This is a genomic window from Flagellimonas lutimaris (assembly GCF_051494225.1).
Taxonomy (GTDB): Bacteria; Bacteroidota; Bacteroidia; order Flavobacteriales; family Flavobacteriaceae; genus Flagellimonas; species Flagellimonas lutimaris_A.
The window spans coordinates 363,079-389,540 of sequence record NZ_JBNPYE010000001.1 but is presented as its reverse complement, the minus strand read 5'-3'; the positions used below and the strand labels follow the sequence as shown (position 1 = coordinate 389,540).

Below are 26,462 nucleotides of genomic sequence, written 5' to 3'. Positions count from 1 at the left end.
ATACTAAGCACTGAACAAAGGTCGCGATTTCATTAAATCGTTGACCTTTTGTTTTATTTCGGCTACTTTTTTGTCATTCTCGGCATCAGTGATGATTTCATCAATAAACCCAACAATGGTTTCCATATCAGCTTCTTTGAGACCTCTTGTTGTAATTGCCGATGTTCCAAAACGAATTCCCGAAGTAATAAACGGTGATTTATCATCAAAAGGAACCATATTCTTATTGGCAGTAATATCCGCTTTAACCAAAACTTGTTCGGCCTCCTTGCCTGAAATATCCTTGTTTCTAAGGTCAATCAACATCATATGGTTGTCCGTTCCACCAGAAATTACTTTGTAATCTTTGTCCATAAAGGCTTTGGCCATGGCTGCTGCATTTTTCTTCACCTGAACCATATAGTGTAAGTATTCGTCGGTAAGTGCTTCTCCAAAAGCAATGGCCTTGGCAGCTATAATATGCTCCAACGGCCCTCCTTGGTTACCTGGAAATACCGCCAAATCCAACAGACCTGACATTTTTCTCAAGTTTCCGTTCTTTAGCTTTATACCAAATGGGTTTTCAAAGTTTTCGCCCATTAAAATAAGACCACCTCGAGGGCCGCGCAAGGTTTTATGGGTTGTTGTGGTAACAATATGGCAATGTGGAATTGGATCGTTCAAAATTCCTTTGGCGATCAAACCAGCAGGATGCGAAATATCGGCCAACAACAAGGCTCCTACACTATCCGCAATTTCTCTGAAACGTTTAAAATCCATATCTCTGGAATAGGCAGATGCACCAGCGATAATCAATTTGGGCTTTTCCTTATCAGCGACTTCCTGGATTTTATCATAATTCAACATTCCCGTTTCTTCGTCCACTCCATAGAAAACAGGGTTGTATAATTTTCCGGAGAAGTTAACCGGCGAACCATGGGTCAAGTGACCACCATGGGACAAATCGAAACCTAAAATAGTATCGCCAGGATTTAGGCAAGCATGGTAAACCGATGCATTGGCCTGCGATCCTGAATGCGGCTGAACGTTGGCGTAAACAGCTCCAAATAATTCCTTGGCACGGTCAATGGCCAACTGCTCCACTTGGTCAACCACTTCGCAACCACCGTAATAACGCTTTCCTGGGTATCCTTCCGCATATTTGTTTGTAAGTACGGAGCCTGCGGCTTCCATTACCTGTGGACTTACAAAGTTTTCAGAAGCTATCAATTCAATACCTTCCAACTGTCTGTCTTTCTCTTGCGCTATCAGTTCAAAAATCTTATGGTCTCGTTGCATTTGCCCTTTGTTTAATTAAGGGGCTAAAATTACGAATTGAAAGGGGATTTTCATTCATAAAAAAACAATTGGGGCGTAATTTTATCAAACGGCAATTAACAATTTTAAAAAAGGGAGAATAACCCCCAAGACTACCATTTTTTAAGCTTTTTATCCAAAATATACTACCGTTCATCCTTTTGCGTTTATAGTTTGAGGATTTTTGGCACAGCTATTGAATTCCCAATCACAACCAATAAAGTTGATCAGTATGAAAAAAATTATACTCTTAACCGCAATTATAGTTTTAAGCGCTTGTAGTGGCGTAAAGAAAACACAGGAAGCCCTGAACACTGGCAACTATTCCACTGCCATGAACAAGGCCATTAAAAACCTGGCCGAAAACAAGACCAAGAAGGGAAATCAGGAATATATTGTTTTGCTGGAAGAAGCATTTGCAAAGAATACTGCAAGAGAGCAACAAGAAATTGCCTTTCTTCAAAACGATGGAAATCCAGCCAATTTGGAAACCATTTATAATAAATACTTGCATTTAAAGCAGGTTCAACAACGTATTAGACCATTGTTGCCTTTGTACATTACCGTTGAGGGAAGAAATGCAAATTTCAATTTTGTGAACTACGACAACAAAATATTGAACACCAAGGACGACCTTTCCGAGCATTTGTACCAAAACGCTTTGAATTTGCTGGCTTCTGCCAAGTATAAAGTAGATTATAGAAATGCGTACGAAGATTTAAAATATCTACAAGAGATAAATCCGGGCTACAGGGAAACTGTGGCAAAAATGGATGAAGCCTATAACAAGGGATTGGAGTTTGTAAGAGTCGATATTGCAAATCAGACACAGCAAATCATACCTGAGCGTTTAGAATCTGAACTTTTGGACTTCAACGCTTTCGGCATTGATAACTTTTGGTTGCAATACCACACTAATCCGCTTAAAAGTGTAAAGTATGATTACGCGATGAACTTGGATTTCATGGAAATCAATATATCACCAGAACGTATTAATGAGACCCAAGTGATCAAGGAAAGACAAATTAAAGATGGATGGCAATATCTGTTGGATAATGATGGGAATGTTGTAAAAGATAGCTTGGGCAACAAAATAAAAGTGGATAAGATGCGAACGGTTACTTGTAAATTGTTTCAATTTACCCAGACTAAAAGTGCCCAAATTGGCGCCAAAATTAGTTTCACTGACTTGAGAAACGGACAGGAAATCAACTCCTATCCCCTATCCAGTGAATTTATATTTGAACACATTTTTGCTAATTACCAAGGTGATAAAAGAGCATTGGAAGATGATTTAATGTTGTACTTAAATGCCAGGGAAGTTCCCTTTCCTTCCAATGAACAAATGGTATACGATGCAGGGGAAGACCTCAAAGCACGTCTTAAGAGCATTGTCTCACAATATCAGTTCAATTAAAATAGTGTTACACTAGGGCAGTCGAGATGCTTTAAGTTCTCGACTGCCCTCGAACTGACATGAACTCTTTCAATTCTTTTACAGATACTTTGTAAAGTCGGTATCCGCAATGGCGCCATGAGAAGTGTGAAAAACCACTGCTTCATTTTTAACGACCAACAATTGCGGCGATTCATGCCTAACTGCAAATTTATCTTCTATTGCGTTGGACACATCTCTATGGTTCTGAATCGTCAGAAAATACAGGTCAATGTCTAAATCTGTATCATACGTATCAGTAAACATACCCAAAACCATCCTACTTATTCCGCAGGTACTGGAATGTTTGTATACGACTTGAGTCTTGTTATTTGAGTTTTCAGTAATTGTTTCCAACTGCTTAATGGATTCCAATTGAATCCATGGTAATTCTCTCTTTTCCTTAACGGTTTTGTCCTTCTTTCCGAAGACACTGTCAAATATTCCCATATTGCAAATTTATGTGATAAGTCGTGAGCAAGCAAAAAGCTTACAACTGACTAAATGTCTTGCTATTCCTGATTTTATCGGACATTTTGACGGTGTACATGTAATGGTAAGGTTGTTGACTTATTAGAGAAAAACGAAGACTATGAACTTTAATAATTTTACCATAAAATCGCAGGAAGCCGTTCAAAGGGCTCAACAAATGGCCCAAGAATTGGGGCATCAACAAATTGAAAACGAACACCTGTTCAAAGCCATTGCGGAAGTGGATGAAAATGTGCTACCTTTCATTTTAAAGAAATTAAACGTCAACACAACACTTCTGGATCAAATTTTGGACAAGGAACTCCAAAGCTTTTCCAAAGTTTCGGGTGGGGACATTATGCTTTCCAGAGAAGCTGGGAAAACCCTGAACGAAGCCGGTATTGTTGCAAAAAACATGGATGACGAATACGTTTCCGTAGAGCATCTATTGCTGGCTATTTTCAAATCCAAAAGCAAGATTGCACAAATCCTCAAGGATCAAGGGGTAACAGAAAAAGACCTAAAAGCAGCTATACAAGAACTTCGCAAAGGTGGAAAGGTAACTTCCCAAAGTGCAGAAGACACCTATAATGCTTTGAACAAATATGCCAAAAACCTAAACGAATTGGCCGATAGCGGCAAATTGGACCCGGTAATCGGTCGGGATGAAGAAATTCGAAGGGTTTTACAGATTCTTTCTAGGCGTACCAAAAACAACCCTATGTTGGTAGGTGAACCCGGTGTTGGTAAAACAGCCATTGCCGAAGGTTTGGCCCACAGAATCGTGCAAGGTGACATCCCAGAAAACCTTAGGGATAAAGTGATTTATTCTTTGGATATGGGAGCGTTGATCGCCGGCGCAAAATACAAAGGCGAGTTCGAAGAACGCCTAAAGTCCGTTATCAAAGAGGTAACCTCATCCGATGGTGACATTGTTCTCTTTATTGATGAAATCCACACCTTGGTAGGGGCCGGGGGCGGACAAGGAGCCATGGATGCAGCCAATATCTTAAAACCTGCATTGGCGCGAGGTGAACTCAGAGCCATTGGAGCCACCACTTTGGACGAATACCAGAAATACTTTGAAAAAGACAAGGCCTTGGAGCGTAGGTTCCAAAAAGTTATTGTGGATGAACCCGATACTGAAAGCGCCATTTCTATCCTTAGGGGTATCAAGGAAAAATATGAGGCACACCATAAAGTACGCATCAAAGATGAGGCGGTTATCGGTGCCGTGGAACTTTCACAGCGCTATATTACCAATAGGTTTTTGCCTGACAAGGCTATTGACCTAATGGACGAGGCTGCTTCCAAACTTCGTATGGAAATCAACTCCAAACCCGAAGAATTGGATGTAATGGATAGAAAAATAATGCAGCTGGAAATTGAGATAGAGGCTATTAAAAGGGAAAATGACAAGGCTAAATTAAAAACCTTGAACTTGGATTTGGCCAACCTCAAAGAAGAACGAAACGAAATCTTTGCCAAATGGGAAAGCGAAAAGACTGTTGTGGACAATATCCAAAAGACAAAAGAGGATATTGAAAACTACAAGCTTGAGGCCGAACGGGCAGAGCGAAATGGTGACTACGGAAAAGTAGCCGAATTGCGTTACGGCAAAATCAAGGAAGCTCAGGAGAAACTGGAAGAACTTCAGGATGAACTTGCAGAACAACAATCCGCAGGCACTTTAATCAAAGAAGAAGTGACCTATGAGGATATTGCAGAAGTTGTTGCCAAATGGACAGGTATTCCAGTAAATAAGATGCTCCAGAGCGAAAGGGAAAAGCTATTGAAACTGGAAGATGTACTGCACAAACGTGTCGTAGGTCAAGATGAAGCTATAGTGGCGGTATCGGATGCCATTAGAAGAAGTCGCGCTGGATTGCAGGATGCTAAAAAACCTATTGGTTCATTCTTGTTCCTCGGAACTACAGGGGTTGGTAAAACCGAGTTGGCCAAAACTTTGGCCGCCTATCTGTTCGATGATGAAAATGCCATCACACGGATTGATATGAGTGAATACCAAGAACGTCACTCTGTGAGCCGATTGGTAGGTGCGCCTCCAGGATATGTGGGTTATGATGAAGGCGGACAATTGACCGAAGCGGTGCGAAGGAAACCCTATTCCGTGATATTATTGGATGAAATTGAAAAAGCACACCCAGATACCTTCAACATACTTTTACAGGTGTTGGATGAAGGTAGATTGACAGACAACAAAGGTCGCTTGGCAGATTTCAAAAACTCCATCATTATCATGACCAGTAATATGGGTAGCCATATCATCCAAGAGAAGTTTGAAGATGCCATAGATGTGGAAAGTGCGTCCGAAGCAGCTCGAGTAGAAGTATTGGGATTGCTGCGCAAAACCATCAGGCCAGAGTTTTTGAACCGGATAGATGATATTATCATGTTCACTCCATTGAGCAAATCGGACATCAAAGATATTGTGGGATTGCAATTGGACAACTTGAAGAAAATGTTGGCCCAACAGAACATCACACTAGATGCTACCGAAGAAGCGATAGACTATTTGGCAGCAAAAGGATACGACCCTCAATATGGGGCTAGGCCAGTAAAAAGATTGATTCAAAAAGAAGTTTTGAACAACCTGTCCAAAGAGTTGCTATCAGGAAGAATTACTTCAGACAGTATTGTACTCTTGGATTCCTTTGATGATCAATTGGTATTCAGAAATCAAGACGAACTTGTAGAGTAAGTTCTCAAAATAAATTTCAGTCAGGAAAACCTCTCCCAAAAAGTTATGGGAGAGGTTTTTTTATTTCTTTCACAATCTTCAACCATATCCTTAGAAATTCGCAATAATCAATGCCCATTCTATTTAAATCCTTATTTTAGCTTCAAAACCAAACCCTAAATATGCCACTAATCATAGCCGTTCTAGGTATTTTACTGCTCTTCATACTTATCGCTAAATTTAAACTCAATGCCTTTCTATCCTTCATTATCGTATGCCTGTTCGTAGGCATTTTTCAAGGGATGGAACTGGGCAATTTGGTACAATCCATTCAACGGGGTATAGGAAACACTTTAGGTTTTCTAGTCTTGATTCTAGGACTCGGCGCCATGTTGGGAAAGTTGGTAGCCGATAGCGGAGCTGCACAACAGATAACCACGCAACTGGTTGCCAAGTTTGGCATTAAACACGTACAATGGGCCATGGTGGTAACTGGTTTTATTGTGGGTATCCCGATGTTCTACTCTGTAGGCTTCGTTATTTTGATTCCCTTGGTATTTACCGTAGCCTTTTCCACAGGATTGCCCTTACTCTACGTGGGATTGCCCATGCTTACCTCCTTATCGGTTACGCACGGGTACCTTCCGCCCCACCCCGCTCCTACGGCCATTGCAGCCATGTTCAATGCAGATATTGGAAAAACATTGTTGTACGGACTTATGGTAGCTGTTCCCGCCATTATAGTGGCAGGTCCTCTATTTGCTCGCACCATCAAAAAAATTGAGGCCAAACCCTTGAAAGAATTTTACAATACCGAACCCATTCCAGAGGAAAAACTACCATCGACTTCGGTTAGTATTTTAACGGCACTCTCCCCTATCATCTTTATCGGGGTAGGCATCGCAGCCGAACAATTTCTAGAAGAAGGGCTGTTACAGAACATACTTACTTTTATCGGCAATCCCGTGATTGCTTTGCTCATTTCCGTATTGATTGCGATTTACTCTTTAGGATTGGCCAAAGGCAAGGAAATGAGCACCATAATGGATTCCCTGTCTTCTTCCGTTTCCAGTATTACAATGATTTTGTTGATTATAGCTGGAGCTGGAGCATTAAAAGAAGTTTTGATAGATAGTCAAGTAAGTGAATATATTGCCGACAGCCTTATAGAATCAAGCGTGTCACCCTTGATATTGGCTTGGCTTATAGCTACCGCCATTCGCGTAAGTGTAGGGTCGGCTACCGTAGCTGGACTCACCGCAGCTGGAATTGTACTCCCACTGGCTTCGGGCACGGGAACAAGTCCAGAATTGATGGTATTGGCCATCGGTTCCGGAAGTTTAATGCTCTCCCATGTCAACGATACAGGCTTCTGGATGTTCAAGGAATACTTCAATCTATCCGTTAAGGAAACACTTTCCACTTGGACCGTAATGGAAACCTTGGTCGGCATTATGGGGCTTATCGGAGTTCTGGTAATCAACAGTATAATTTAACAATATAACCCTATGGATAAATTACCATCCCAACGAATGAAGGATTTAAACCTTCTATTACCACCCGCTCCACCGCCTGCGGGAGTATACCGACCTGTTTTAGTGGTCGATAACTTTTTGTACGTATCAGGTCAGGGGCCAGTTAATCTCGATGGTTCCCTGATGAAGGGGCGTGCTGGGGACGACCTTGATGAAGAACAAGCCAAATTAGCCGCCAGACAAGTCGGGTTAACGATGTTGTCCACCATTACCACCCATTTTGGAAGCTTGGACAAAATCAAAAGAATGGTCAAAGTATTGGGCATGGTAAATTGTACTCCAGATTTCGGACAACATCCCTATGTCATCAACGGATTTAGTGAATTGATGGCTGATGTTTTTGGAAAAGAAAATGGAATTGGAGCACGGAGTGCCGTTGGCATGATGCTCCCCGGTAATATTCCCGTCGAAATTGAAGCTATTTTTGAACTTCATCCTTAAAAAAACATATGTTCATATTTGATGCGCATTTAGACTTGGCCATGAATGCCTTGGAATGGAACCGCGACCTTACCCTGCCCGTATCCGAAATTAGAGAGCGTGAGGAAGGGATAACGGACAAACCCGACCGCGGCAAGAACACTGTTTCACTCGCTGCCATGCGAAAAGGCAATATTGGGCTTTGCATGGCTACACAAATCGCGCGTTTCGTGAAAAAAGGCAGTCCAATTCCCGGTTGGAATTCCCAGCATCAAGCATGGGCTCAGACCCAAGGACAGTTGGCGTGGTACAAAACCATGGAAGAGGCCAGTGAGATGGTTCAAATCAAGGATATTAAAAGCCTGGAAGCCCACCTCAAACTTTGGAAAAGTGATGAGCCCAAGAAGCCTATCGGATATATTTTAAGTTTGGAGGGCGCCGACTCGATCGTAGACGTAAGCTACTTGGAAAAATCGTATGAATCAGGTCTTCGGGCCATTGGACCTGCCCATTATGGTCCTGGAATTTACGCCCACGGAACAGATTCCGTAGGCGGGATTGGCCAGAAGGGTCGTGAGTTGCTCAAAAAAGTGGAGGAACTCAATCTTATTTTGGACGCCACCCATCTTTGCGACAAGAGCTTTTGGGAAACTATGGAGGTGTACAACGGTCCCGTTTGGGCCAGCCATAACAATTGCAGAGCATTGGTGAATCATAACCGCCAATTTTCCGATGAGCAAATTAAGGAACTCATCAACAGGAATGCTGTAATCGGCGTTGCTTTGGATGCTTGGATGATGGTGCCCCACTGGGTCCGTGGCAAATCCACCCCAAAAGAAATGAATGTGACCCTAGAAATCGCCGTTGATAACATAGACCACATTTGCCAATTGGCAGGTAACTGTGATCACGTCGGTATTGGCACCGACTTGGACGGCGCTTTTGGAAAAGAACAGAGCCCTTATGATTTGGACACCATTGCCGACCTTCAAAAAATTCCACATATATTGAGCAAAAGAGGCTACAGTGTCTTGGATATTGAAAAAATCATGCATCAAAATTTTATCAGCTTCTTGAAAAGCGTTTGGACATAAAAAGGTGGAAAAGATTTGATTTGTTTATTGTAGAATTTCAAAATCAACCTTGAATATTTTAGCATTCAGTCAAAAAATATAAAGAAACCTGTTAAAATACAGGCTTTTGCCTTTTTTAATACCAAACAGTATTTGATTTTTTATATCTTAGTTTCGACCAACAGCAACCTGAAAAATGACCAAGAAAGCAGAAAGAACCACCGCTTACATTATCGAGACCGTAGCCCCTATTTTCAATAAACATGGCTATGTTGGCACCAGTATGAGCGACCTTACCGAAGCTACAGGCCTCACAAAAGGTGCCATATACGGTAATTTTGAAAATAAGGAAGCTTTGGCGCTTTCCGCTTTTGAATACAATAGGAACTTATTGCTCGAAGCTATCGACAATAAATTGGAAATTGGCATTGAAGCACTTGATAAATTGTTTTCCCTGTTGAGTTTTTATAAACAGTATGATATTTTCACACTTCCATTAGGTGGATGCCCCATATTAAATGTTGGTGTAGATGCGCATGCCAATAATAAATTATTGGCTGCTGCCGTCAAGGAAACCATCAAGGAAATTGAAGGCAAAATTGCACTTGTTTTGGAAAATGGCGCCAATAAAGAAGAGATTCGCCTTCCTGTACCTCCACTACAATTTGCAAAGCAATTATTTACCATGATTCAGGGGGCCGTTGCCATGAGTACCATGACCCAAGACCGAAAATATTTAATGAATACCGTTACCTATCTGGAACATTTGGTGAAACAGGAACTTAAAAAATAAATCAATTCCCTTTTACCCTAAATATCCAGGTCTTGTCCGCATATTTTCCAAAAAACTTACTATCTCGAGCCTTTCTGGCTTCGTCCATGGTATTGTAGCGCTCCAAATACACATAATTGTACTTGTTGAAACTTCTGTAGAATGATTTGGGCTCCAAACCTTTTTCCTTAAGTGTCTTCATAAAATTATCGAAGTACTTTTTGGTACCGTATACATTGGCAATCAAATAGAATCCAGGTTCCAGACCATCTTCGTTTTCAACCTCCTCATATCGTTCATTGGGTTTCACCTCCACTTTTTGATTTTGAAGACGTTCAATGCTATCCTTTTTTCGCTGAAGTTCCAATTGCTCTTTAATTCTTTGCACTTCGGCCAAAGAATCCTTTTCCCGCTGAGCTTGTCTCCTCGCTTCAAGCTCCCTTTGCTCCCGCTCTAATCTTTGCTGCTCAATTTCTTCTTCCAGTCTATTTGGCTCCTCTTCCTCAACCTCTTTTTCTGGCAACAAAGTTTCTGGTTCTTCGGGCAATATTTCTTTCTCCTTCAATTTTGTTTTTCCAAAGTGATATGAAGCAATAATTTCTATGGTGGAATCTTCATCACTCAATAATGTATCCGTTCCAAACTCCATGAGTCCACCTATAGAAAAAGCATTGGAAACCGTAATCCCTAACCCGCCGGAAACTCCATAAAAACTATTATATCCGCCCTGAAGCCAAAATTTTGAAGTGGAAAACAATCCATTCAATCCAAATTGAGTGTCTCCATTCGGAATTGATTTAACATAAAGCACGGGGCGTATGTAGCTATCTCCCAAGCCATTTGAAATTATAACGGGAAAATCATTGCTCAAGGTTCCTAAAACACTCTGAAAGTTTTCCATGCTTTCCCCATTATTGCCGGAAACATTAAAACCTATGGCATTCTCGAATGCCAAACCTACACTAAAACGGTTGACGAGCAAACGTAGTCCGGGGGAAAACTGAACCTTAAAACCCTCAAAATCCTCCAATGCAGCCGGGTCAATCCCATCCCCTTGCATATACCGTTCATCGGCAACGGTTTGTTGAAATGCAAAAGTGTTGAGTCCTGCCATTAGGCTAATACCTTCATCCAGTTGAAAAGTTTGGGCGAAAGTTAGGTTTCCACCAGTGTAGAGAAATATCCCTGTATTGTGCTGTAAAAAGCCTGCAGATGCCACCGAAGCCTCATTAAGTTGATGCGTATAATTGGCAAAAATGGACGTGGGGTCACCATCTATGGTTTGCCATTGCCAGCGGGTCCAAACCGAGAGAGAGTTAGGGTTGTTCCAATCCAAAGCATAGGTCGGATTCAACAAACTGACGTTAAACTGAATCAATGAATGTTGCCTAAAATCAGATGGCAAAACAAGTTCTTGCCCCCAACTTAGCGAACAAATTACCATACCGAATAAACAAACCAGAAACTTACGCATGCGAGAAAATAAAAATTAAACGTTACTTTTAAACTGATTAACTATAATACACGGGAACTTTGAATAGAACTATGCGAACCATCAAACCTCTAATTGTCCTTGCAATTATACTCGTTGGAAGTATCGGCTGCAAAAAAGATACGAAAATTGCAGAAGACCCTGTCATTTCCACCTTCTATTTTATTAGACATGCCGAAAAGGACAGGACCGACCCAGAAAACCCAGACCCTGAACTCAACCAAAATGGATTGGACAGAGCCATCCGATGGGCCGAAGTGTTCGACCCAATTCCTTTGGACAAGGTTTACTCCACCAATTATGAGCGTACTTCGATGACGGCAGCCCCCACATCAATAAAAAAAGACATCGATATCGAGTACTATGACCCACGTGCCATAGATATGGAAGAGTTTAAATTGGTAAATGAAGGTAAAAATGTTTTAGTGGTAGGGCATAGTAATACCACCCCTATGATGGTAAACAAAGTAATAGGACTAGAAAAGTACGACCAAATGGATGATACAGATAATAGCAGCCTTTTTATTGTTCGGATAATTGATGGAGTGCCAACAGATATCCGCTTAAAAATGGACTAATATTTTTCTACAGCGATATTTTCGAGTTCAATTTTGCTCAATAGCTCCAAGTCATCTTTATCGTACAATTGTCCAATTTCTAGAATGTCCGAACCTTCTTCTTTGGACTTGTAATTCTCGTAATCCACAAATCGGATACCGTTCACATAGCGTTCGTTATATGCTTTACGAAAGCGTTGCCCACCTCCATTTACATGGAAGTTGTATGCTAGGTAATCCGGTTTAAACGACTCTATATCAAACCAATACACATAAACATCATCAAAATCATCTCCCCCTCCTTGTTGATCAAAAGTCACCTTTACTTTGTAATATTCTTTACCTGCTATAGTCTCTTTGCCTAAAAGCTCTTTGTTTACAGCTCCGTCGTTTAATCCATAAGGTAAGCGCACAAAATAGTGTACGGAATTTATAGAGTTGGCATATTTAACAGCCATGGTATCGGGAACCATCACAAGGGAGTCGTTCATATATCTTTCAAAATCACCTCCCCGTCTCACATCGGTAATGGTGGTGGAGTCCAAATTGGATATTCGTTTAAAAACACGTTGACCATCCATGTTTTCGGAAACATAATGCTTGTCCCTAAAATCAAAAGAAACCTTATGGTTATCAAAACCTTTTCCTCCACTATCAGAAATAGATTGGTCTACGATTTCTTGGACAGTAATTGTTTTCTTGGGTTCTTGTTTACAACCAATAACAAACACTAAGGTCAAGGCTACTAAAAGTCTTTTCATAAGTTGGTTTTTGTACTTATTCGTAAAATCTAGCATAACATTACGATTTTCTTGGCAAAGAGTTCATATTTTTGTACACGATGCAGCAAAATATCAACATAAAAAATAAAAGAGCTCGATTTGATTACGAGATTTTGGATACCTACACGGCAGGCATCGTTTTGGGTGGTACCGAAATAAAATCGCTCCGATTGGGCAAAGCTTCCATTTCCCAGAGTTTTTGTGAGTTCAATGACAAAGGCGAACTTTTTGTGGTCAACATGCAGATCGATGAATATAGCCACGGAGGCCATTACAACCATGCCCCAAAGGCTGTACGTAAATTGTTGCTCAACAAACGAGAACTAAAAAAGCTTCAAAAAGAAGTTGTGACCACAGGACTGACCATCGTCCCGCTCAAGGTTTTTATCAATGATAGAGGTTTGGCCAAGATGAACATTGGACTGGCCAAGGGTAAAAAGCTCTACGACAAGAGAGAAACTATTAAAGATAGGGACAACAAGCGAAACCTATCCCGAATCAAAAAGAGCTTTAACAACTAGTTTTTATCTTCCAACAAAGGAACAAATCGAAAAGAGCCAAACTCCTTTTTTTCAAATTCCTTTTCAGATTTTCGGACGAACAAGGTCATAATTTGCTCATCCACTCCAACAGGAATTACCAACCTACCCCCTACTTTTAACTGGGACAAAAGTGGTCTAGGTACTTCGGGTGCGCCCGCGGTTACAATAATTCCATCAAAAGGAGCCTCTTCTGGCAATCCTTTATACCCATCGCCGAAAATCATTTTTTTGGGTCGGTAATGCATTTTATTGAAGAACAATCGGGTTGTCTTGAACAATTCCAACTGACGCTCAATGGTGTAGACCTTTGCTCTTAAATGCAACAATACCGCTGTTTGATATCCACTTCCCGTGCCAATCTCCAATATTTTGGCATTGGGCTTAACTTCCAACAACTCGGTTTGAAAAGCAACGGTGTAAGGCTGTGATATGGTCTGATCTGCACCAATGGGAAACGCCTTGTCCTGATAAGCATGGTCTTCAAAGCCACTGTCCAAAAACAAGTGTCTTGGAATGGTCTTTATGGCTTCCAATACTTTTTTATCTGTAACTCCCTTGGCGGCAACAATCTCGGCCAAGTTATTGCGCATTCCCCTATGCTTGTGCGTATCCTTCATGGTCTTTGGTCTGGTGGCACGAATTTATAAAGTTCCCCCAAATATCCCCGTAGTTCCGTTCAAATTTTTATGGAAACTGACATCATATCCGTATTTTTGACAAAAACAGGTAATATGCTAAAAGTTGGTGTCCTGGGAGCAGGACATTTAGGGAAAATTCACCTAAGGCTCTTAAACCAATCGGACAAATATGAACTCGTTGGATTTTATGATCCTGATGAGATCAATGCTAAAAAAGTAGCCGCCGAATTTGGTTATTCCTATTTCGAAAACATCAACAATTTGATAGATGCGGTAGATGTTGTTGATATTGTTACCCCAACATTGTCACATTTTGATTGTGCCAAAAAAGCCATTGAAAAAGGGAGGCATATCTTCATAGAAAAGCCTATTACCAATACACTTGAAGAAGCGGAGGAATTATTGCAATTGTCCAAAAAAAACGGTGTAAAGGGCCAAGTTGGCCATGTGGAACGCTTTAACCCTGCATTTTTGGCGGTAAAGGACAAAATCGAGAACCCCATGTTCATCGAAACGCACCGATTGGCGGAATTCAATCCCAGAGGCACGGATGTTCCCGTGGTTTTAGACCTCATGATTCATGATATTGATGCGATTTTAAGTGTGGTTCCTTCCGAAGTGGAAAAAATAAATGCGAGTGGCGTTTCCGTAATCAGTAAGTCGCCCGATATTGCCAACGCACGTATCGAATTTAAAAACGGTTGTGTTGCCAACCTTACCTCCAGTCGTATTTCTTTGAAAAACATGCGCAAGTCACGTTTCTTTCAGCGTGATGCCTACATTTCGGTTGATTTTTTGGAGAAAAAAGTGGAAGTGGTAAAAATGAAGGATGCTCCTGAAAAGCCTGGTGATTTTGATATGATTCTTCAGAATGCTGAAGGAGAAAAAAAGCAAATCTATTTTGAAAACCCTGAAATAGACGTCAACAATGCCATTTTGGACGAGTTGGAAACCTTTGCCGATGCCATAAACAACAATACTACCCCAATCGTGAGTTTGGAGCAGGGCACCAATGCACTCCGTGTAGCCCTTCAGATAATCGAGTCTTTTAAAAATTAATAAGCCGTCACTTTCGACTACGCTCGAATTGACAACAATTTTAAACAACATACTATGGAAAAAATAGCAGTTATCGGTGCTGGAACCATGGGAAATGGAATTGCCCACGTTTTCGCCCAAAATGGATATAACGTTAATCTGGTGGACATTGCACAGGCGTCTTTGGACAAAGGCTTGGCCACCATCACCAAAAATTTAGACCGAATGATTGCCAAAGGGGTAATCGACGAAGCCAAAAAGGATGCAACCCTTGCAAACATTACAACATACACCGATTTAAAAGATGGCGTTTCCAATACCGATTTGGTTGTTGAAGCCGCAACGGAGAACTTGGACATCAAATTAAAGATTTTTGAAGATTTGGATGCAATCTGCAAAGCAGAGACCATTTTGGCCACCAACACTTCCTCTATTTCCATCACGCAAATTGGCGCAGCCACAAAACGTCCAGAGAAAGTAATCGGAATGCACTTTATGAATCCTGTACCTATCATGAAGTTGGTGGAGATTATTCGCGGTTACAGCACATCAGATGAGGTAACCGATACCATAATGGATTTATCCAAAAAATTGGGCAAGACCCCGACCGAGGTGAACGATTATCCTGGATTTGTGGCCAATCGCATTTTAATGCCGATGATCAACGAATCCATAGAGACACTTTACAATGGCGTAGCTGGGGTTGAGGAAATTGATACCGTAATGAAGTTGGGCATGGCCCACCCCATGGGACCACTTCAATTAGCGGATTTTATTGGTTTGGATGTATGCCTTTCCATTTTGAACGTAATGTACGATGGATTCAAAAACCCGAAATACGCCCCGTGCCCCCTACTCGTCAACATGGTGATGGCTGGCAAATTGGGAGTTAAATCAGGTGAAGGTTTTTATGACTATTCCGAATCCAAAAAAGCTGAAAAAGTTTCTGCACAATTCAAATAAAAATTCATGGCTATTGTAAAGCCTTTTAAGGCCATTCGCCCCACAAAGGATAAAGCTTTTTTTGTTGCATCGCGCTCCTACGAAGAGTATTCCAAAGAGGAGCTGAAGGCCGTACTTCAGTACAATCCTTTCTCCTTTTTGCACATCATCAACCCGGGGTTCAAGTTTGAAAAGAACATCAAGGGAAAAGAACGCTTTGGGTTGGTTCACAATCGGTATTTGGAGTTTTTGGAGGAAAGCATCTTTCAAAAAGACGATGAGCCCAGCTTTTATCTCTATCAAATAGAAAAGGACGCCTTTAAAAGTCTCGGATTCTTTTGTGCCTGCAGTGTTGATGATTACAGGAATAACGTCATCAAAAAGCACGAAGATACCATTCAAGACCGGGAGGAGCTTTTTGCAGATTACCTCCATACCGTAGGTTTTAATGCGGAGCCCGTTTTAATGACCTATGAGGACAATGCGCTGGTGGATGAAATCTTTCAACGTAAAATAGAACGAAAACCTGAGTACGATTTTACCACAACCGATAGGGTAAACCACAAGCTCTGGAAGATTTCTTATCCGGAGGGCATCGAAAAATTGGAGCAGGCGTTTGGTAACCTCAATGCTCTGTATATTGCCGATGGACATCACCGTAGTGCTTCATCCAGTTTATTGGCTGACCTTAAAAAGTCAGAAAACGACAATCATACGGGTGAGGAAGCCTACAACTATTTTATGGCCTATCTTATTCCTGAATCGCAGATGAGGGTTTTTGAGTTCAATCGAATGGTGAAAGATTTGAACGGATTTTCCAAAAAAGAGTTCTTGATTCAATTGGACGCGCATTTCAGAATCGAAAAAAGGGAAGACGGACTGTCCAAACCATCCAAAAAGCACGAATTCAGTATGTATTTGGATGGAGAGTTCTATACGCTGCATTTCCGAAAAACCAACCACGAATTCACCGATGCCCTAAGTCGATTGGACACTCAAATCCTTTACAAAACTATTCTAGAGCCCATTTTAGGCATCACAGACCTTAGAAACGACAAACGGATTTGTTATGGTTATGGAAAAAACAACCTCATTCAAATGAAAGATTGGGTGGACTCCGGCGAATACGCGGTCGGTTTTAGCATGGTTCCCACCACCATTGAAGAAATCAAGGCAATTGCCGATGCTGGTTTGGTAATGCCCCCAAAAAGCACGTATATTGAACCTAAGCTCCGTAGTGGGCTGGCTATTTATGAATTGTAATACACTATGTCCGTAAAAGATAACCTTGCTAAAATAAAATCCGAACTCCCCAATGGAGTCATCTTGGTCGCTGTGTCCAAAACCAAGCCCAAAGAGGATATTTTGGAAGCCTACGAAGCTGGGCAACGGGTGTTTGGGGAAAATAAAGTGCAGGAGATGGTCCAAAAATGGGAAGATTTGCCCAAGGACATCGAATGGCACATGATTGGCCACGTGCAGCGTAACAAGGTCAAATATATGGCCGAATTTGTTTCCTTGATTCATGGGGTGGACAGTCCCCGCCTATTGAAAGAAGTCAACAAGCAAGCCAAAAAGCACGACCGTGTGATTCCCTGCCTACTACAAATACACATTGCCGAGGAGGATACCAAATTTGGCCTGGATGAAAAAGAATTGAACGAATTTGTCAATTCTGATGCTTTCAAGGCTATGGAAAACATCAAAATTGTTGGGTTGATGGGTATGGCCACTTTTACTGATGATAAAAATCAGGTCCGTAGGGAGTTTGCCCAACTTAAATCCATGTTTGACGAGCTTAAAACTAAATTGAACGACATTACCATTCTTTCTATGGGCATGAGTGGCGATTATACCATTGCCATTGAGGAAGGTAGCACCATGGTACGAATTGGAAGCAGTATATTTGGGGCTAGAAACTATTCATAACCAGTAATTTTCCATGTACGCGATACTCGACATTGAAAGCACGGGAGGAAAATATAATGAGGAAGGCATCACCGAAATTGCCATCCACAAGTATGATGGGCATCAGGTAGTTGATAAATTCATCTGTTTAATCAACCCTGAAAGGGAAATACAGCCTTTTGTGGCAAAATTGACGGGCATCAACAATAAAATGTTGCGTTCGGCACCCAAATTTCACGAAGTGGCCAAACGTATCGTGGAAATAACCGAAGGAACGGTTTTGGTAGCACACAATGCCCAGTTTGATTATCGCATTCTTCGTACAGAGTTTAGACGACTTGGGTACGATTTTCAACGAAAAACCCTATGTACGGTGGATTTATCCAAACAATTGATTCCAGAAGCTGAATCACATAGTTTGGGAAAATTGGCGCGTTCCCTTGGAATCCCGATGAGTGACAGACACCGTGCCAACGGAGACGCTCTAGCTACTTTGAAACTATTCAAGTTGTTGTTGAACAAGGATTCGGACAAAAGAATCATCACCGAGGTTATTCGAGAGGAAACGCACGGGGAACTTTCGCCAAATCAATTGGATATGGTTTTCAGCTTACCATCCGAAACAGGCGTGTACTATATGCACGACAAAGATGGGGAAATCATCTTTTTGGGCAAGACCAAGGATATCAAAAAAAGAGTAAATCAGCATTTTACCAATGTAGGTAAATTGGCAAGGAAACTTCAAAAGGAAACAAAAAAAGTTACCTACGAAACAACTGGAAGTGAGCTAATTGCTATTTTGAAGGCTTACTTGGAACAGCAAAAAAACAAACCCCGATACAACCACGTTTCAAATAAAAAACTATTTACCCACACCGTGGATTTTAGCCAAAACGGAACTGAACATATTGTTTTGGACGTAGAAAAAAACAGAGCACTCGAATATAAAAAAATGGCTTTCAACGGAATGAGTGCGGCCAAAAGCTTTATAAACAAACTATCCGATGAATTTGAACTTTGCCCTTGCTCATTGGAGGAAGGTGAAGTGTGCATGCACCAAGAAAGCGAACTTTCCGCATCAGATTGCAATCAAAAAGTGCTTTCTGCTTTTGAAAAATACAGCATCCAAGAGAAGAGCATTGCATTGACCGATCGTGGCAGAGAAACTGGGGAGCGAAGTTTTATTTTAATTAAAAATGGTAGGATTCAAGGGTTTGGCTATGTGGAACTCAACCATCAAATCAATAATATCCCTATCTTAGAATCAATAATGACTCCTATAAGGGGTGATGAGAATACCACTTTTATTGTTGAAACCTATTTAAGAAAAAATAATCGGATTAAAACCATACCGCTAACCTCTTGATCATTGAAAGATAACAAACCACTTCCCGGATGGAAAAACAAGCTTCATGAAGTTATTTATGAAGCGGACACCCCATCGGGCAAGTTTTTTGACATTGTTCTTTTTATCCTGATTATTTTCAGTGTCATTTTGGTGATGCTGGAAAGTATTGACGATTTTGATGAGCACTATCACGGTACGCTCCTGACCCTTGAATGGATTGTCACAATTTTCTTTACCCTAGAGTATATCGCGCGCTTGATAAGTATTAAAAAGCCATGGAGATATGTTTTTAGTTTTTATGGCATTATTGATTTTTTGTCCACAATCCCATTATACCTCTCCTATCTTTTAGCCGGCTCTCAAGTTTTATTGGCGGTAAGGGCGTTCCGATTACTAAGGATATTCAGGATATTAAAATTGGTAAAGTTTATTGGCGAAGCTTCCCAACTACAATCAGCTCTTAGGGCCAGTCGAGCCAAAATAGCTGTTTTTATCTACGTAGTTTTAATCTTATCTGTGATTTTGGGCACCCTAATGTATATTGTGGAAGGCGACGAAGCTGGGTTTACCAGTATACCCAGGAGTATTTATTGGACCATTGTGACCCTTACCACTGTAGGGTATGGGGATATTGCACCGGTTACTAATCTGGGGCAGTTTATTGCCACAGCGATTATGATATTAGGTTATGGAATTATAGCAGTACCCACTGGAATTGTCACTGCTGAATTTACCCGAAACAAAAAGGATAAAAATAATGAAGATAATGATGAAGGGTATTTGGTTCACGTTAACACCCAAGCCTGTCCCAGTTGTGGAATAGAAGGCCATAGGGACGATGCCACCCATTGTTTTAATTGTGGACATCCTTTATGAGTTCAAAAGTTTTACTAGCAGTTGTTGGGCCCACTGCCATTGGAAAAACCGCTTTAGGTATTCAATTGGCAAAACATTTTGATTCTGAAATATTGTCGGCAGACTCCAGACAGTTTTTTAAGGAAATGAAAATAGGAACCGCGGTTCCATCTGCCGAGGAGTTGAACCAGGCACCTCATCATTTTATACAACACAAAAGTATTTTTGACCCCTATTCCGTAGGTGAATTTGAGAAAGATGCCATTGCTCTTTTAGATCGTCTGTATCAAAAAAAGGATATTGCCATCATGGTAGGAGGCAGTGGACTTTATGTGGATGCCGTTATATCGGGTTTGGATGAGTTTCCAGAGGTTGACCCCCAAATACGGGAAACGCTAAATAAAGAACTGGAGGATAATGGATTGGAAAGTCTTCAGAAAGAATTAAAGCAGCGTGACCCGGAATATTATAAAAAGGTCGATTTAGAAAATCCGCATCGATTAATTCGGGCCTTAGAAGTTTGCAGAGCTGCCGATAAACCTTATTCATCATTCTTGAATCAGCAAAAACCGGAGAGGCTATTTAAATCGCTTTATGTAGGTATAGATGCCCCTAGAGAGGTTGTTTACGAGCGGATAAATGCCCGCGTGGACCTCATGATGGATGCAGGACTATTGAACGAAGCAAAAAGACTTTATCCCCATAGAAAACTGAACGCGCTGCAAACAGTTGGTTACAAAGAACTTTTTGAATATATTGACGGGCATTGCACCTTGGAATTTGCTGTTTCGGAAATCAAAAAGAATACAAGACGATTTGCAAAACGGCAAATTACATGGCTGCGAAAGAATGAAGCTATTTTGTGGGTGCCTTATGATGGCAAACCAGAAAAGGTGCTGCAAATGGTCACAGACCGACTAAAAACCAACCAAAATGCCCAACGGTAAGACTGTAATAGTGGTTATGGGAGTCAGTGGTTCCGGTAAAACCAAAATCGGAAAACTACTTTCAGAAAAATTGTCCCGCCCCTTTTATGACGGGGATGACTTTCATCCCGAAGGAAACATTAAAAAAATGAGTTCAGGAACTCCCTTGAACGATGAAGACCGCAAGGAGTGGCTGATTTCCCTCAACAAATTAGCTGTGGATCATAGAGATAAAGGCGCCATAATAGCATGTTCCGCTCTGAAAAAAAACTACAGAAGCTTGCTTAGAGCTGGAATGGGCAATTGTATGGCATTTGTTTATTTGAATGGCTCGTTTGAATTGATAAAATCTCGATTAGAAAAAAGAAAAGAACATTTTATGCCCATAGACCTTTTAAAGTCACAATTTGCCGCCCTCGAGCCCCCTTCCAAAGAAATTACGGTTTCCATCGAAAAAAAACCAGAAGATATTGTCAAGGAAATTGTAAAACAACTCTAATCAATAATGGAAATTAGTTTGTTCTTGGCCGTTATCATAGGCATTGCCATACTGTTATTTCTTATCTTAAAGCTACGAATCCATGCTTTTATCGCTTTACTTATTGGTAGTATTGCCGTTGGCCTTATAGCTGGGTTAGATGCAAATCAAATAATAAGTACCGTACAAAAAGGCATGGGTGGCACCTTGGGCTTTGTGGCTACTGTTGTTGGTCTAGGTGCGATTTTGGTGGAATTTTAGAGGCTTCTGGAGGAGCCAAGACCATTGCCAACTTTATGGTATCCAAGTTTGGTTTGAAAAGAGCACCATTGGCCATGGTAATTTCAGGTTTTTTGATTGCAATACCCGTGTTTTTTGATGTCGCCTTTATCATATTGGTTCCCATGATGTATGCCCTTCAGCGAAGAACAGGTAAATCATTGCTGTTATATGTCATTCCACTTTTGGCAGGATTGGCCATTACACACGCCTTTATACCCCTACTCCTGGACCCATTGCCGTTGCGGATATTATTTGAGTTGACTTAGGCTGGGTTATTTTGATGGGTTTCGTTGCTGGTATTCCGACCGCCTTGATAGCCGGGCTTTGGTTCGGAAAGCGTATTTCAAAAAAGATTTTTATTGCTGCTCCTGAGGAAATTGAAGAGGAAAACCATCCTGAACTACCACCCATAGCACAAACCTTATTGATTATAGGATTACCGATAGTGTTGATTTTATTGAACACCATTATTGCCGCAGGAACATTTGGAATAACAAATCCTATGGTCTTAAATATAATTGCACTGATAGGTCATCCGTTTTCCGCTTTGATCATTGCCAACCTACTCGCATGGTACTTTTTTGGACTACGAAAAGGATTCACCAAAGATCAACTCCTTAAAATTTCCACCAAATCTTTAGCGCCTGCTGGAACAATTATTTTACTGACGGGTGCTGGTGGTGTTTTTAAACAGGTTTTAACGGATACAGGTGCCGGTGAGCTTTTGGCTACCTCACTGAGCAACGCAGGGGTTTCTATTTTGGCTTTTGCTTTTATTAGTGCTGCCATTGTACGGATAGTTCAAGGTTCATCCACTGTGGCCATGATAACAGCGGCAGGATTGGTTTCCCCGCTATTAGCGAGTACCAGTTTAAATTCCATAGAACTGGCCTGTATGGTAATTGCCATTGCTTCCGGAGCCAGTATCTTTTCGCACGTAAACGATAGTGGTTTTTGGCTGGTCGGTCAATACTTAGGAATTACGGAAAAACAGACATTCCGTTCATGGACCGTAATGACCACCATATTGGCATAAAAAAGCCACCTCAAAAGGTGGCTCTCCATATTAAATTACAAGTCTTTTATTGCTCGTTTTCGGCTTTTACAACAAGTCTGAATCCTTCTCCGTGAATGTTCAGTATTTCCACCAAATCATCTTTTTTAAGATATTTTCTCAACTTGGCAATATAAACATCCATACTTCGGGAAGTGAAATAGTTATCATCTCTCCAAATTTTGGTCAACGCCAATTCTCTTGGCATCAAATCATTTTCGTGAAGTGCCAATAAACGTAACAGCTCGTTTTCTTTTGGTGAAAGTTTGATGGGTTCCTCTTCTTTGTATTTTAGGAAACGTAGTTTTGAGTTCAAGTGGAAGTTTCCAATCTCAAATTCAAATTGCTTACTATCGGCCAAAGAGCCTGAAGCTTTCCTTTGAAGGATTGCCTTAAGTTTCATCAACAAAACTTCGGAATCGAAAGGCTTGTTCAGATAATCATCAGCACCTGCTTTGTAGCCTTTTAGAACATCTTCTTTCATGGTCTTTGCGGTAAGAAAGATAATCGGAACGTTCTCATTCTTCTCACGGATTTCTTTTGCCAAGGTGAATCCGTCCTTATACGGCATCATTACATCCAAAATACACACATCGTAGTTGTCTTTTTTGAACTTCTCAAAACCCTCCATTCCGTTTTTGGCCAGAACAACATCAAAATCGTTCATAGTCAAGTAATCTTTCAGGACAATTCCAAAATTTGGATCATCCTCTACCAATAGTATCTTCTTGTTCTCTGTTTCCATAGTTCGCTTTTTAAATTAAAGGGAGTTTTATGAAGAAAGTGCTTCCTTTTCCTTTTTCACTCTCGGCATAAACTTCACCTTGATGATCATCTATAATCCGTTTTACGTAGGCCAAACCTAATCCATGGCCTTTAACGTTATGTATATCGCCGGTATGTTCCCGGTAAAATTTTTCAAATACTTTTTTAAGTACAACCTTGCTCATACCTGCTCCTTGATCCTGTACTTTTATAACGATACTGTTCTTTACCACCTCGGTGTACACATCAATTTTTGGGGTTTCAGGTGAATATTTTACCGCATTGTCCAAAATGTTCACTACAACATTCGTCATATGCATTTCGTTTGCCAATACTTCTGACCGTTCCGCATTAAGGTGTGCATTTACATAACCTCCTCTATCCTGCACAATCAGTTCAATATGGGCAATGGCATCGGTAATTATGTCATGCATGTTAACCCGATCCTTATTGATATCCAACTGATTTTTTTCCAGTTTTGATATTCTTAGCACATTTTCCACCTGAGCGTGCATTCGTTTATTCTCGTCTCGAATCATACCCAAATAACGCAGCACTTTCTCTTTGTCCTCAATGGATTTTGGATTTCGTATCGCCTCGACCGCTAAATTTATGGTTGCAATCGGCGTTTTAAATTCGTGCGTCATATTATTTATGAAATCTGACTTAATCTCTGAAATACGCTTTTGTTTGAGCAACTGGTAAATAGCACTGGAATAGGCCAGCATAATCACCAAAGTAAAAATAAAAGACAATATTGCCATTCCCATTACCGAGCTGAAGATATATCTCTTCACACTGGGAAATGTTAGCAAAAGTGAAAAATTGGACACACCTTCACTATCCTTAAAAATTGGCGCCTTATACATTTTGGAACCTGAAAACTTGAATTTTCTGGACCTTATTTTAGTAGGGTAACCTTGGCTATAAACACCATATTCATAGTCGATATCAATATTTCTATTGCTGAGTTCTTGACTGAGTAGCAGTTCCAATTCTTGTTTGGAAACCCTTTTATGTATAGGCTGACTTTTAGCATATTCCATAAAAACATCTTCCCATGCTGCTCTTTCAATACTGCTAAGGTTACCTATACTAGTAACTTTTTCTATTGGTGTTAAGCTATAACTTTGACCGTCGAGTCCTGTTTCCCGCTTAAAGACCTGTTTGGTTCTTCTGCTGGTAAAGTTCTTCAGCGTTGTGCTGTCCTCTCCACCTAAAGTATTATTTATATCAAAGAACGCCGAGGTTATATTATAATCTTCTTCAAGGATTCCATGGGAGTAAAAAAGGATTTCGTCAGAATCCAGATCCCTCTCCATAAACATGAAATTTTTGAACTGAGCACTTTTAGGTTTACCAACACTATCTGCCATAGAAGCCAAACGATCGGAGTATTCCTTCATCTCGCGCTTCTCCACCCTACTCGCCACTTTATCCAGAATGTCCGTAACTGTTCTTGAGAATTGCTCTTCTTTGTCGTTTATGGAAGTACGTATCCAGTAAACTTGCACGAAAATTATCCCTAAAAGGGATAAGCTCATAAGAACAACCAGAAGAACGAATAGCTTCTTGTTCATTGTTGTAAAATTAAAAATTTAACATTTAGTAATTTTAGCGTTTAACCAAAACTTAACATAAATGTTAAAATTTAGATGATAATGCTAATAGTTTGAGATGTAGTTCTTTAACCTTTTCCTTGGTTTTGTCCAAGTCTAGGTTTTCTAATAAATAATGAGCTAAATCTTGTTTATGCTCATCATTCAATTGATTTTTCATGCGATCAACAACCGCTTGCTGTGAAACCATGTCCCTATCCCTTACTCTTTGGATTCGTGTTTCGACGGGAGCGGTAACCAAAATAGTGCAATCATAGTTATCTTGGGCATTATTTTCAAAAATCAACGCAGTTTCCTGAATTACATAAGGTGATTCTTGTTTATGTACCCAATCCAAAAAATGTTCTCTAACCGCTGGGTGCACAATACCATTGAGCTTTTCCAATAAAACTGGGTCTTTAAATACCCTGCCAGCGATATACGATTTGTTCAAAGTACCATGTCTATAGGCCTCTTTTCCAAGTAAATCCATGATAGCTGCTTTTACCTCCTCTGACTCAGCCATTAACTTTTTGGCCTCCATATCGGAATCATATACAGGAACTCCAAGTTCTGTGAACATTTTGGCCACAGTACTTTTTCCACTACCAATCCCTCCGGTGAGTCCGACTATCATCATTGTTGTTCCAAAACAAAATTTACTGTATTCTCCTCCAACCTAACATCGTAAACCTTTTGGGGACTTTCCTTTATCTCCAAAAATAGCGTACTGCTTTCAGTTCCTTTTAATTGACCATAATCTGCTACAATATCAAAATCCGAGACCGAAATTTCCTTCAACCGCTCTATAGTTGCTTTGCAAAGTATAGTAACTGAATTTGGAAATGTCCTTACTTGGTAACCTTCAGGGATATTTATCACCTGAACAGGCACTTCGAATATTTTTTCGGAAAATTTAGAAACCTTCCCAGAAATCGTCACACGTCCAATTGAAAAAATACTGTTATCCAATCCTTTTGGAAAGACCAAGCTGACTTCATTGGAAAAATCGGCATTGACATTGTTTAATTGTATGCGTGATGTCTTAATGGATTTTATAGTATCAATTTCATTGTTTGGTCCTTTTACCTCTATCGAATCCGGTGAAATTTTAATCTTCCCGTCCAAAATATAGTTCTGTTCAAGTTGTAAATCGAGCTTTGCTTTAATCGGTATTTTTTTAGAATCAACTTGGTAAAGGTCTACTTCTAACCTATTTCGGTCCAAATCCAGTAGTGAAATATTCTGTGATAGTTGTTGGTCCATCTGTCGTTTCAAAATTTCCTCACTCAGCACATAACCGCCATTTTGAAACTCAACTTCTGAGACATCAATATCGATGCGGCTTTTAAAAATCTTATAATACAAAAATTGAAAGCCACTGGTTCTTAGTTTGGCCTCGATTAGATTATCTGAATTCTTACCCAACAGCAATGAATCAGGAAGATTGCGGTAGTTAAGCGTAAAGTGTGCCCTTGACTCATACGTATCGGATAGGTTACTAATAAACCACGCCAAAAAAGAGCATAACAAGAACAGTGAAAAAACTTTCAC

The 26,462-nt window shown here is 40.5% G+C and carries 26 protein-coding genes and 1 pseudogene; 18 read left to right on the top strand and 9 right to left on the bottom strand.

What is annotated here, in order from left to right:
- Nucleotides 1–3: 3 nt before the first annotated feature.
- Nucleotides 4–1,278, bottom strand: a complete 1,275-nt coding sequence (glyA, locus tag ACQQ5U_RS01720) for a serine hydroxymethyltransferase (RefSeq protein ID WP_437395215.1) — start codon at nucleotides 1,276–1,278, stop codon at nucleotides 4–6.
- Between the two features lie 250 nt (nucleotides 1,279–1,528).
- On the opposite strand from glyA, the gene ACQQ5U_RS01715 reads away from it, so the two are divergent.
- Complete coding sequence (locus ACQQ5U_RS01715; RefSeq protein ID WP_437395214.1) at nucleotides 1,529–2,713, top strand: hypothetical protein; 1,185 nt, start codon at nucleotides 1,529–1,531, stop codon at nucleotides 2,711–2,713.
- A 78-nt stretch (nucleotides 2,714–2,791) separates the two neighbouring features.
- Here ACQQ5U_RS01715 and ytxJ read toward each other — a convergent pair whose 3' ends face one another.
- A complete protein-coding gene (ytxJ, locus tag ACQQ5U_RS01710; RefSeq protein WP_437395213.1) occupies nucleotides 2,792–3,181 on the bottom strand; it encodes a bacillithiol system redox-active protein YtxJ in 390 nt (129 codons plus the stop codon).
- Nucleotides 3,182–3,323: 142 nt separating this feature from the next.
- Here ytxJ and clpB point away from each other — a divergent pair, with 142 nt between their 5' ends.
- The 5 genes from clpB to ACQQ5U_RS01685 all read left to right on the top strand — a co-directional run bounded on the left by clpB (nucleotide 3,324) and on the right by ACQQ5U_RS01685 (nucleotide 9,724).
- A complete protein-coding gene (clpB, locus tag ACQQ5U_RS01705) occupies nucleotides 3,324–5,924 on the top strand; it encodes an ATP-dependent chaperone ClpB (protein WP_437395212.1) in 2,601 nt (866 codons plus the stop codon).
- Nucleotides 5,925–6,085: 161 nt separating this feature from the next.
- Nucleotides 6,086–7,399, top strand: a complete 1,314-nt coding sequence (locus ACQQ5U_RS01700; protein WP_437395211.1) for a gluconate:H+ symporter — start codon at nucleotides 6,086–6,088, stop codon at nucleotides 7,397–7,399.
- 12 nt (nucleotides 7,400–7,411) lie between these two features.
- On the top strand, nucleotides 7,412–7,879 hold the full coding sequence (locus ACQQ5U_RS01695; RefSeq protein WP_437395210.1) for a RidA family protein: 468 nt from the start codon (nucleotides 7,412–7,414) through the stop codon (nucleotides 7,877–7,879).
- 8 nt (nucleotides 7,880–7,887) lie between these two features.
- Nucleotides 7,888–8,952 (top strand): dipeptidase, encoded by a 1,065-nt coding sequence (locus ACQQ5U_RS01690; protein ID WP_437395208.1) that lies wholly within the window; start codon nucleotides 7,888–7,890, stop codon nucleotides 8,950–8,952.
- 175 nt (nucleotides 8,953–9,127) lie between these two features.
- Nucleotides 9,128–9,724: a TetR/AcrR family transcriptional regulator gene (locus ACQQ5U_RS01685; RefSeq protein ID WP_437395206.1), complete on the top strand. Its 597-nt coding sequence runs from the start codon at nucleotides 9,128–9,130 to the stop codon at nucleotides 9,722–9,724.
- Between the two features lies 1 nt (nucleotide 9,725).
- On the opposite strand, the gene ACQQ5U_RS01680 is transcribed toward ACQQ5U_RS01685, so the two are convergent.
- On the bottom strand, nucleotides 9,726–11,177 hold the full coding sequence (locus ACQQ5U_RS01680; protein ID WP_437395204.1) for a PorP/SprF family type IX secretion system membrane protein: 1,452 nt from the start codon (nucleotides 11,175–11,177) through the stop codon (nucleotides 9,726–9,728).
- A gap of 71 nt (nucleotides 11,178–11,248) precedes the next feature.
- Between ACQQ5U_RS01680 and ACQQ5U_RS01675 the strand changes: the two genes are divergently transcribed.
- On the top strand, nucleotides 11,249–11,773 hold the full coding sequence (locus tag ACQQ5U_RS01675) for a SixA phosphatase family protein (protein WP_437395202.1): 525 nt from the start codon (nucleotides 11,249–11,251) through the stop codon (nucleotides 11,771–11,773).
- Here ACQQ5U_RS01675 and ACQQ5U_RS01670 read toward each other — a convergent pair.
- Complete coding sequence (locus ACQQ5U_RS01670) at nucleotides 11,770–12,513, bottom strand: DUF6503 family protein (RefSeq protein WP_437395200.1); 744 nt, start codon at nucleotides 12,511–12,513, stop codon at nucleotides 11,770–11,772. The two genes, ACQQ5U_RS01675 and ACQQ5U_RS01670, sit on opposite strands and share 4 nt — an antisense overlap.
- 80 nt (nucleotides 12,514–12,593) lie before the next feature.
- Here ACQQ5U_RS01670 and smpB point away from each other — a divergent pair, with 80 nt between their 5' ends.
- The gene (gene smpB, locus ACQQ5U_RS01665; RefSeq protein WP_437395198.1) at nucleotides 12,594–13,055 is read left to right on the top strand and encodes an SsrA-binding protein SmpB; all 462 of its coding nucleotides are present in this window, start codon (nucleotides 12,594–12,596) and stop codon (nucleotides 13,053–13,055) included.
- Here the strand turns inward: smpB and ACQQ5U_RS01660 are convergent.
- Complete coding sequence (locus ACQQ5U_RS01660) at nucleotides 13,052–13,693, bottom strand: protein-L-isoaspartate(D-aspartate) O-methyltransferase (protein WP_437395196.1); 642 nt, start codon at nucleotides 13,691–13,693, stop codon at nucleotides 13,052–13,054. The two genes, smpB and ACQQ5U_RS01660, sit on opposite strands and share 4 nt — an antisense overlap.
- A 114-nt stretch (nucleotides 13,694–13,807) precedes the next feature.
- On the opposite strand from ACQQ5U_RS01660, the gene ACQQ5U_RS01655 reads away from it, so the two are divergent.
- From ACQQ5U_RS01655 to ACQQ5U_RS01610, 10 genes and pseudogenes are all read left to right on the top strand, one after another.
- Entirely contained in the window at nucleotides 13,808–14,773 is a 966-nt protein-coding gene (locus tag ACQQ5U_RS01655) for a Gfo/Idh/MocA family protein (protein ID WP_437395888.1), read from the top strand.
- Nucleotides 14,774–14,827: 54 nt separating this feature from the next.
- Nucleotides 14,828–15,715, top strand: a complete 888-nt coding sequence (locus ACQQ5U_RS01650; protein ID WP_437395194.1) for a 3-hydroxyacyl-CoA dehydrogenase family protein — start codon at nucleotides 14,828–14,830, stop codon at nucleotides 15,713–15,715.
- A gap of 6 nt (nucleotides 15,716–15,721) precedes the next feature.
- Nucleotides 15,722–16,957, top strand: a complete 1,236-nt coding sequence (locus ACQQ5U_RS01645) for a DUF1015 domain-containing protein (protein ID WP_437395192.1) — start codon at nucleotides 15,722–15,724, stop codon at nucleotides 16,955–16,957.
- 6 nt (nucleotides 16,958–16,963) lie between these two features.
- Nucleotides 16,964–17,623, top strand: coding sequence for a YggS family pyridoxal phosphate-dependent enzyme (locus ACQQ5U_RS01640; protein WP_437395190.1), 660 nt, complete (start codon nucleotides 16,964–16,966; stop codon nucleotides 17,621–17,623).
- Nucleotides 17,624–17,636: 13 nt separating this feature from the next.
- Nucleotides 17,637–18,968, top strand: coding sequence for an exonuclease domain-containing protein (locus tag ACQQ5U_RS01635; protein WP_437395188.1), 1,332 nt, complete (start codon nucleotides 17,637–17,639; stop codon nucleotides 18,966–18,968).
- A gap of 3 nt (nucleotides 18,969–18,971) precedes the next feature.
- The gene (locus tag ACQQ5U_RS01630; RefSeq protein ID WP_437395186.1) at nucleotides 18,972–19,826 is read left to right on the top strand and encodes an ion transporter; all 855 of its coding nucleotides are present in this window, start codon (nucleotides 18,972–18,974) and stop codon (nucleotides 19,824–19,826) included.
- On the top strand, nucleotides 19,823–20,752 hold the full coding sequence (gene miaA, locus ACQQ5U_RS01625; protein WP_437395184.1) for a tRNA (adenosine(37)-N6)-dimethylallyltransferase MiaA: 930 nt from the start codon (nucleotides 19,823–19,825) through the stop codon (nucleotides 20,750–20,752). Before ACQQ5U_RS01630 ends, miaA begins: the two co-directional genes overlap by 4 nt.
- The gene (locus ACQQ5U_RS01620) at nucleotides 20,739–21,230 is read left to right on the top strand and encodes a gluconokinase (RefSeq protein ID WP_437395182.1); all 492 of its coding nucleotides are present in this window, start codon (nucleotides 20,739–20,741) and stop codon (nucleotides 21,228–21,230) included. Before miaA ends, ACQQ5U_RS01620 begins: the two co-directional genes overlap by 14 nt.
- 6 nt (nucleotides 21,231–21,236) lie before the next feature.
- Nucleotides 21,237–21,757, top strand: a pseudogene (locus ACQQ5U_RS01615) (GntP family permease).
- Between the two features lie 14 nt (nucleotides 21,758–21,771).
- Nucleotides 21,772–22,527, top strand: coding sequence for a GntP family permease (locus tag ACQQ5U_RS01610; RefSeq protein WP_437395180.1), 756 nt, complete (start codon nucleotides 21,772–21,774; stop codon nucleotides 22,525–22,527).
- Between the two features lie 46 nt (nucleotides 22,528–22,573).
- Here ACQQ5U_RS01610 and ACQQ5U_RS01605 read toward each other — a convergent pair whose 3' ends face one another.
- From ACQQ5U_RS01605 to ACQQ5U_RS01590, 4 genes are all read right to left on the bottom strand, one after another.
- Nucleotides 22,574–23,290 carry a response regulator transcription factor gene (locus ACQQ5U_RS01605; protein ID WP_437395178.1) on the bottom strand — a complete coding sequence of 239 codons (717 nt, stop codon included), beginning with the start codon at nucleotides 23,288–23,290 and terminating at the stop codon, nucleotides 22,574–22,576.
- Between the two features lie 10 nt (nucleotides 23,291–23,300).
- A complete protein-coding gene (locus tag ACQQ5U_RS01600) occupies nucleotides 23,301–24,890 on the bottom strand; it encodes a sensor histidine kinase (protein ID WP_437395176.1) in 1,590 nt (529 codons plus the stop codon).
- Nucleotides 24,891–24,954: 64 nt separating this feature from the next.
- Complete coding sequence (gene coaE, locus ACQQ5U_RS01595; protein WP_437395174.1) at nucleotides 24,955–25,548, bottom strand: dephospho-CoA kinase; 594 nt, start codon at nucleotides 25,546–25,548, stop codon at nucleotides 24,955–24,957.
- Nucleotides 25,545–26,462, bottom strand: a complete 918-nt coding sequence (locus ACQQ5U_RS01590) for a CdaR family protein (protein ID WP_437395172.1) — start codon at nucleotides 26,460–26,462, stop codon at nucleotides 25,545–25,547. The genes coaE and ACQQ5U_RS01590 overlap by 4 nt, the downstream gene beginning before the upstream one ends.

Coding starts and splice junctions, on each gene's coding strand:
- glyA (WP_437395215.1), bottom strand. CDS start 1,278: ATGCAACGAGACCATAAGATTTTTGAACTGATAGCGCAAGAGAAAGAC.
- ACQQ5U_RS01715 (WP_437395214.1), top strand. CDS start 1,529: ATGAAAAAAATTATACTCTTAACCGCAATTATAGTTTTAAGCGCTTGT.
- ytxJ (WP_437395213.1), bottom strand. CDS start 3,181: ATGGGAATATTTGACAGTGTCTTCGGAAAGAAGGACAAAACCGTTAAG.
- clpB (WP_437395212.1), top strand. CDS start 3,324: ATGAACTTTAATAATTTTACCATAAAATCGCAGGAAGCCGTTCAAAGG.
- ACQQ5U_RS01700 (WP_437395211.1), top strand. CDS start 6,086: ATGCCACTAATCATAGCCGTTCTAGGTATTTTACTGCTCTTCATACTT.
- ACQQ5U_RS01695 (WP_437395210.1), top strand. CDS start 7,412: ATGGATAAATTACCATCCCAACGAATGAAGGATTTAAACCTTCTATTA.
- ACQQ5U_RS01690 (WP_437395208.1), top strand. CDS start 7,888: ATGTTCATATTTGATGCGCATTTAGACTTGGCCATGAATGCCTTGGAA.
- ACQQ5U_RS01685 (WP_437395206.1), top strand. CDS start 9,128: ATGACCAAGAAAGCAGAAAGAACCACCGCTTACATTATCGAGACCGTA.
- ACQQ5U_RS01680 (WP_437395204.1), bottom strand. CDS start 11,177: ATGCGTAAGTTTCTGGTTTGTTTATTCGGTATGGTAATTTGTTCGCTA.
- ACQQ5U_RS01675 (WP_437395202.1), top strand. CDS start 11,249: ATGCGAACCATCAAACCTCTAATTGTCCTTGCAATTATACTCGTTGGA.
- ACQQ5U_RS01670 (WP_437395200.1), bottom strand. CDS start 12,513: ATGAAAAGACTTTTAGTAGCCTTGACCTTAGTGTTTGTTATTGGTTGT.
- smpB (WP_437395198.1), top strand. CDS start 12,594: ATGCAGCAAAATATCAACATAAAAAATAAAAGAGCTCGATTTGATTAC.
- ACQQ5U_RS01660 (WP_437395196.1), bottom strand. CDS start 13,693: ATGAAGGATACGCACAAGCATAGGGGAATGCGCAATAACTTGGCCGAG.
- ACQQ5U_RS01655 (WP_437395888.1), top strand. CDS start 13,808: ATGCTAAAAGTTGGTGTCCTGGGAGCAGGACATTTAGGGAAAATTCAC.
- ACQQ5U_RS01650 (WP_437395194.1), top strand. CDS start 14,828: ATGGAAAAAATAGCAGTTATCGGTGCTGGAACCATGGGAAATGGAATT.
- ACQQ5U_RS01645 (WP_437395192.1), top strand. CDS start 15,722: ATGGCTATTGTAAAGCCTTTTAAGGCCATTCGCCCCACAAAGGATAAA.
- ACQQ5U_RS01640 (WP_437395190.1), top strand. CDS start 16,964: ATGTCCGTAAAAGATAACCTTGCTAAAATAAAATCCGAACTCCCCAAT.
- ACQQ5U_RS01635 (WP_437395188.1), top strand. CDS start 17,637: ATGTACGCGATACTCGACATTGAAAGCACGGGAGGAAAATATAATGAG.
- miaA (WP_437395184.1), top strand. CDS start 19,823: ATGAGTTCAAAAGTTTTACTAGCAGTTGTTGGGCCCACTGCCATTGGA.
- ACQQ5U_RS01620 (WP_437395182.1), top strand. CDS start 20,739: ATGCCCAACGGTAAGACTGTAATAGTGGTTATGGGAGTCAGTGGTTCC.
- ACQQ5U_RS01610 (WP_437395180.1), top strand. CDS start 21,772: ATGGGTTTCGTTGCTGGTATTCCGACCGCCTTGATAGCCGGGCTTTGG.
- ACQQ5U_RS01605 (WP_437395178.1), bottom strand. CDS start 23,290: ATGGAAACAGAGAACAAGAAGATACTATTGGTAGAGGATGATCCAAAT.
- ACQQ5U_RS01600 (WP_437395176.1), bottom strand. CDS start 24,890: ATGAACAAGAAGCTATTCGTTCTTCTGGTTGTTCTTATGAGCTTATCC.
- coaE (WP_437395174.1), bottom strand. CDS start 25,548: ATGATGATAGTCGGACTCACCGGAGGGATTGGTAGTGGAAAAAGTACT.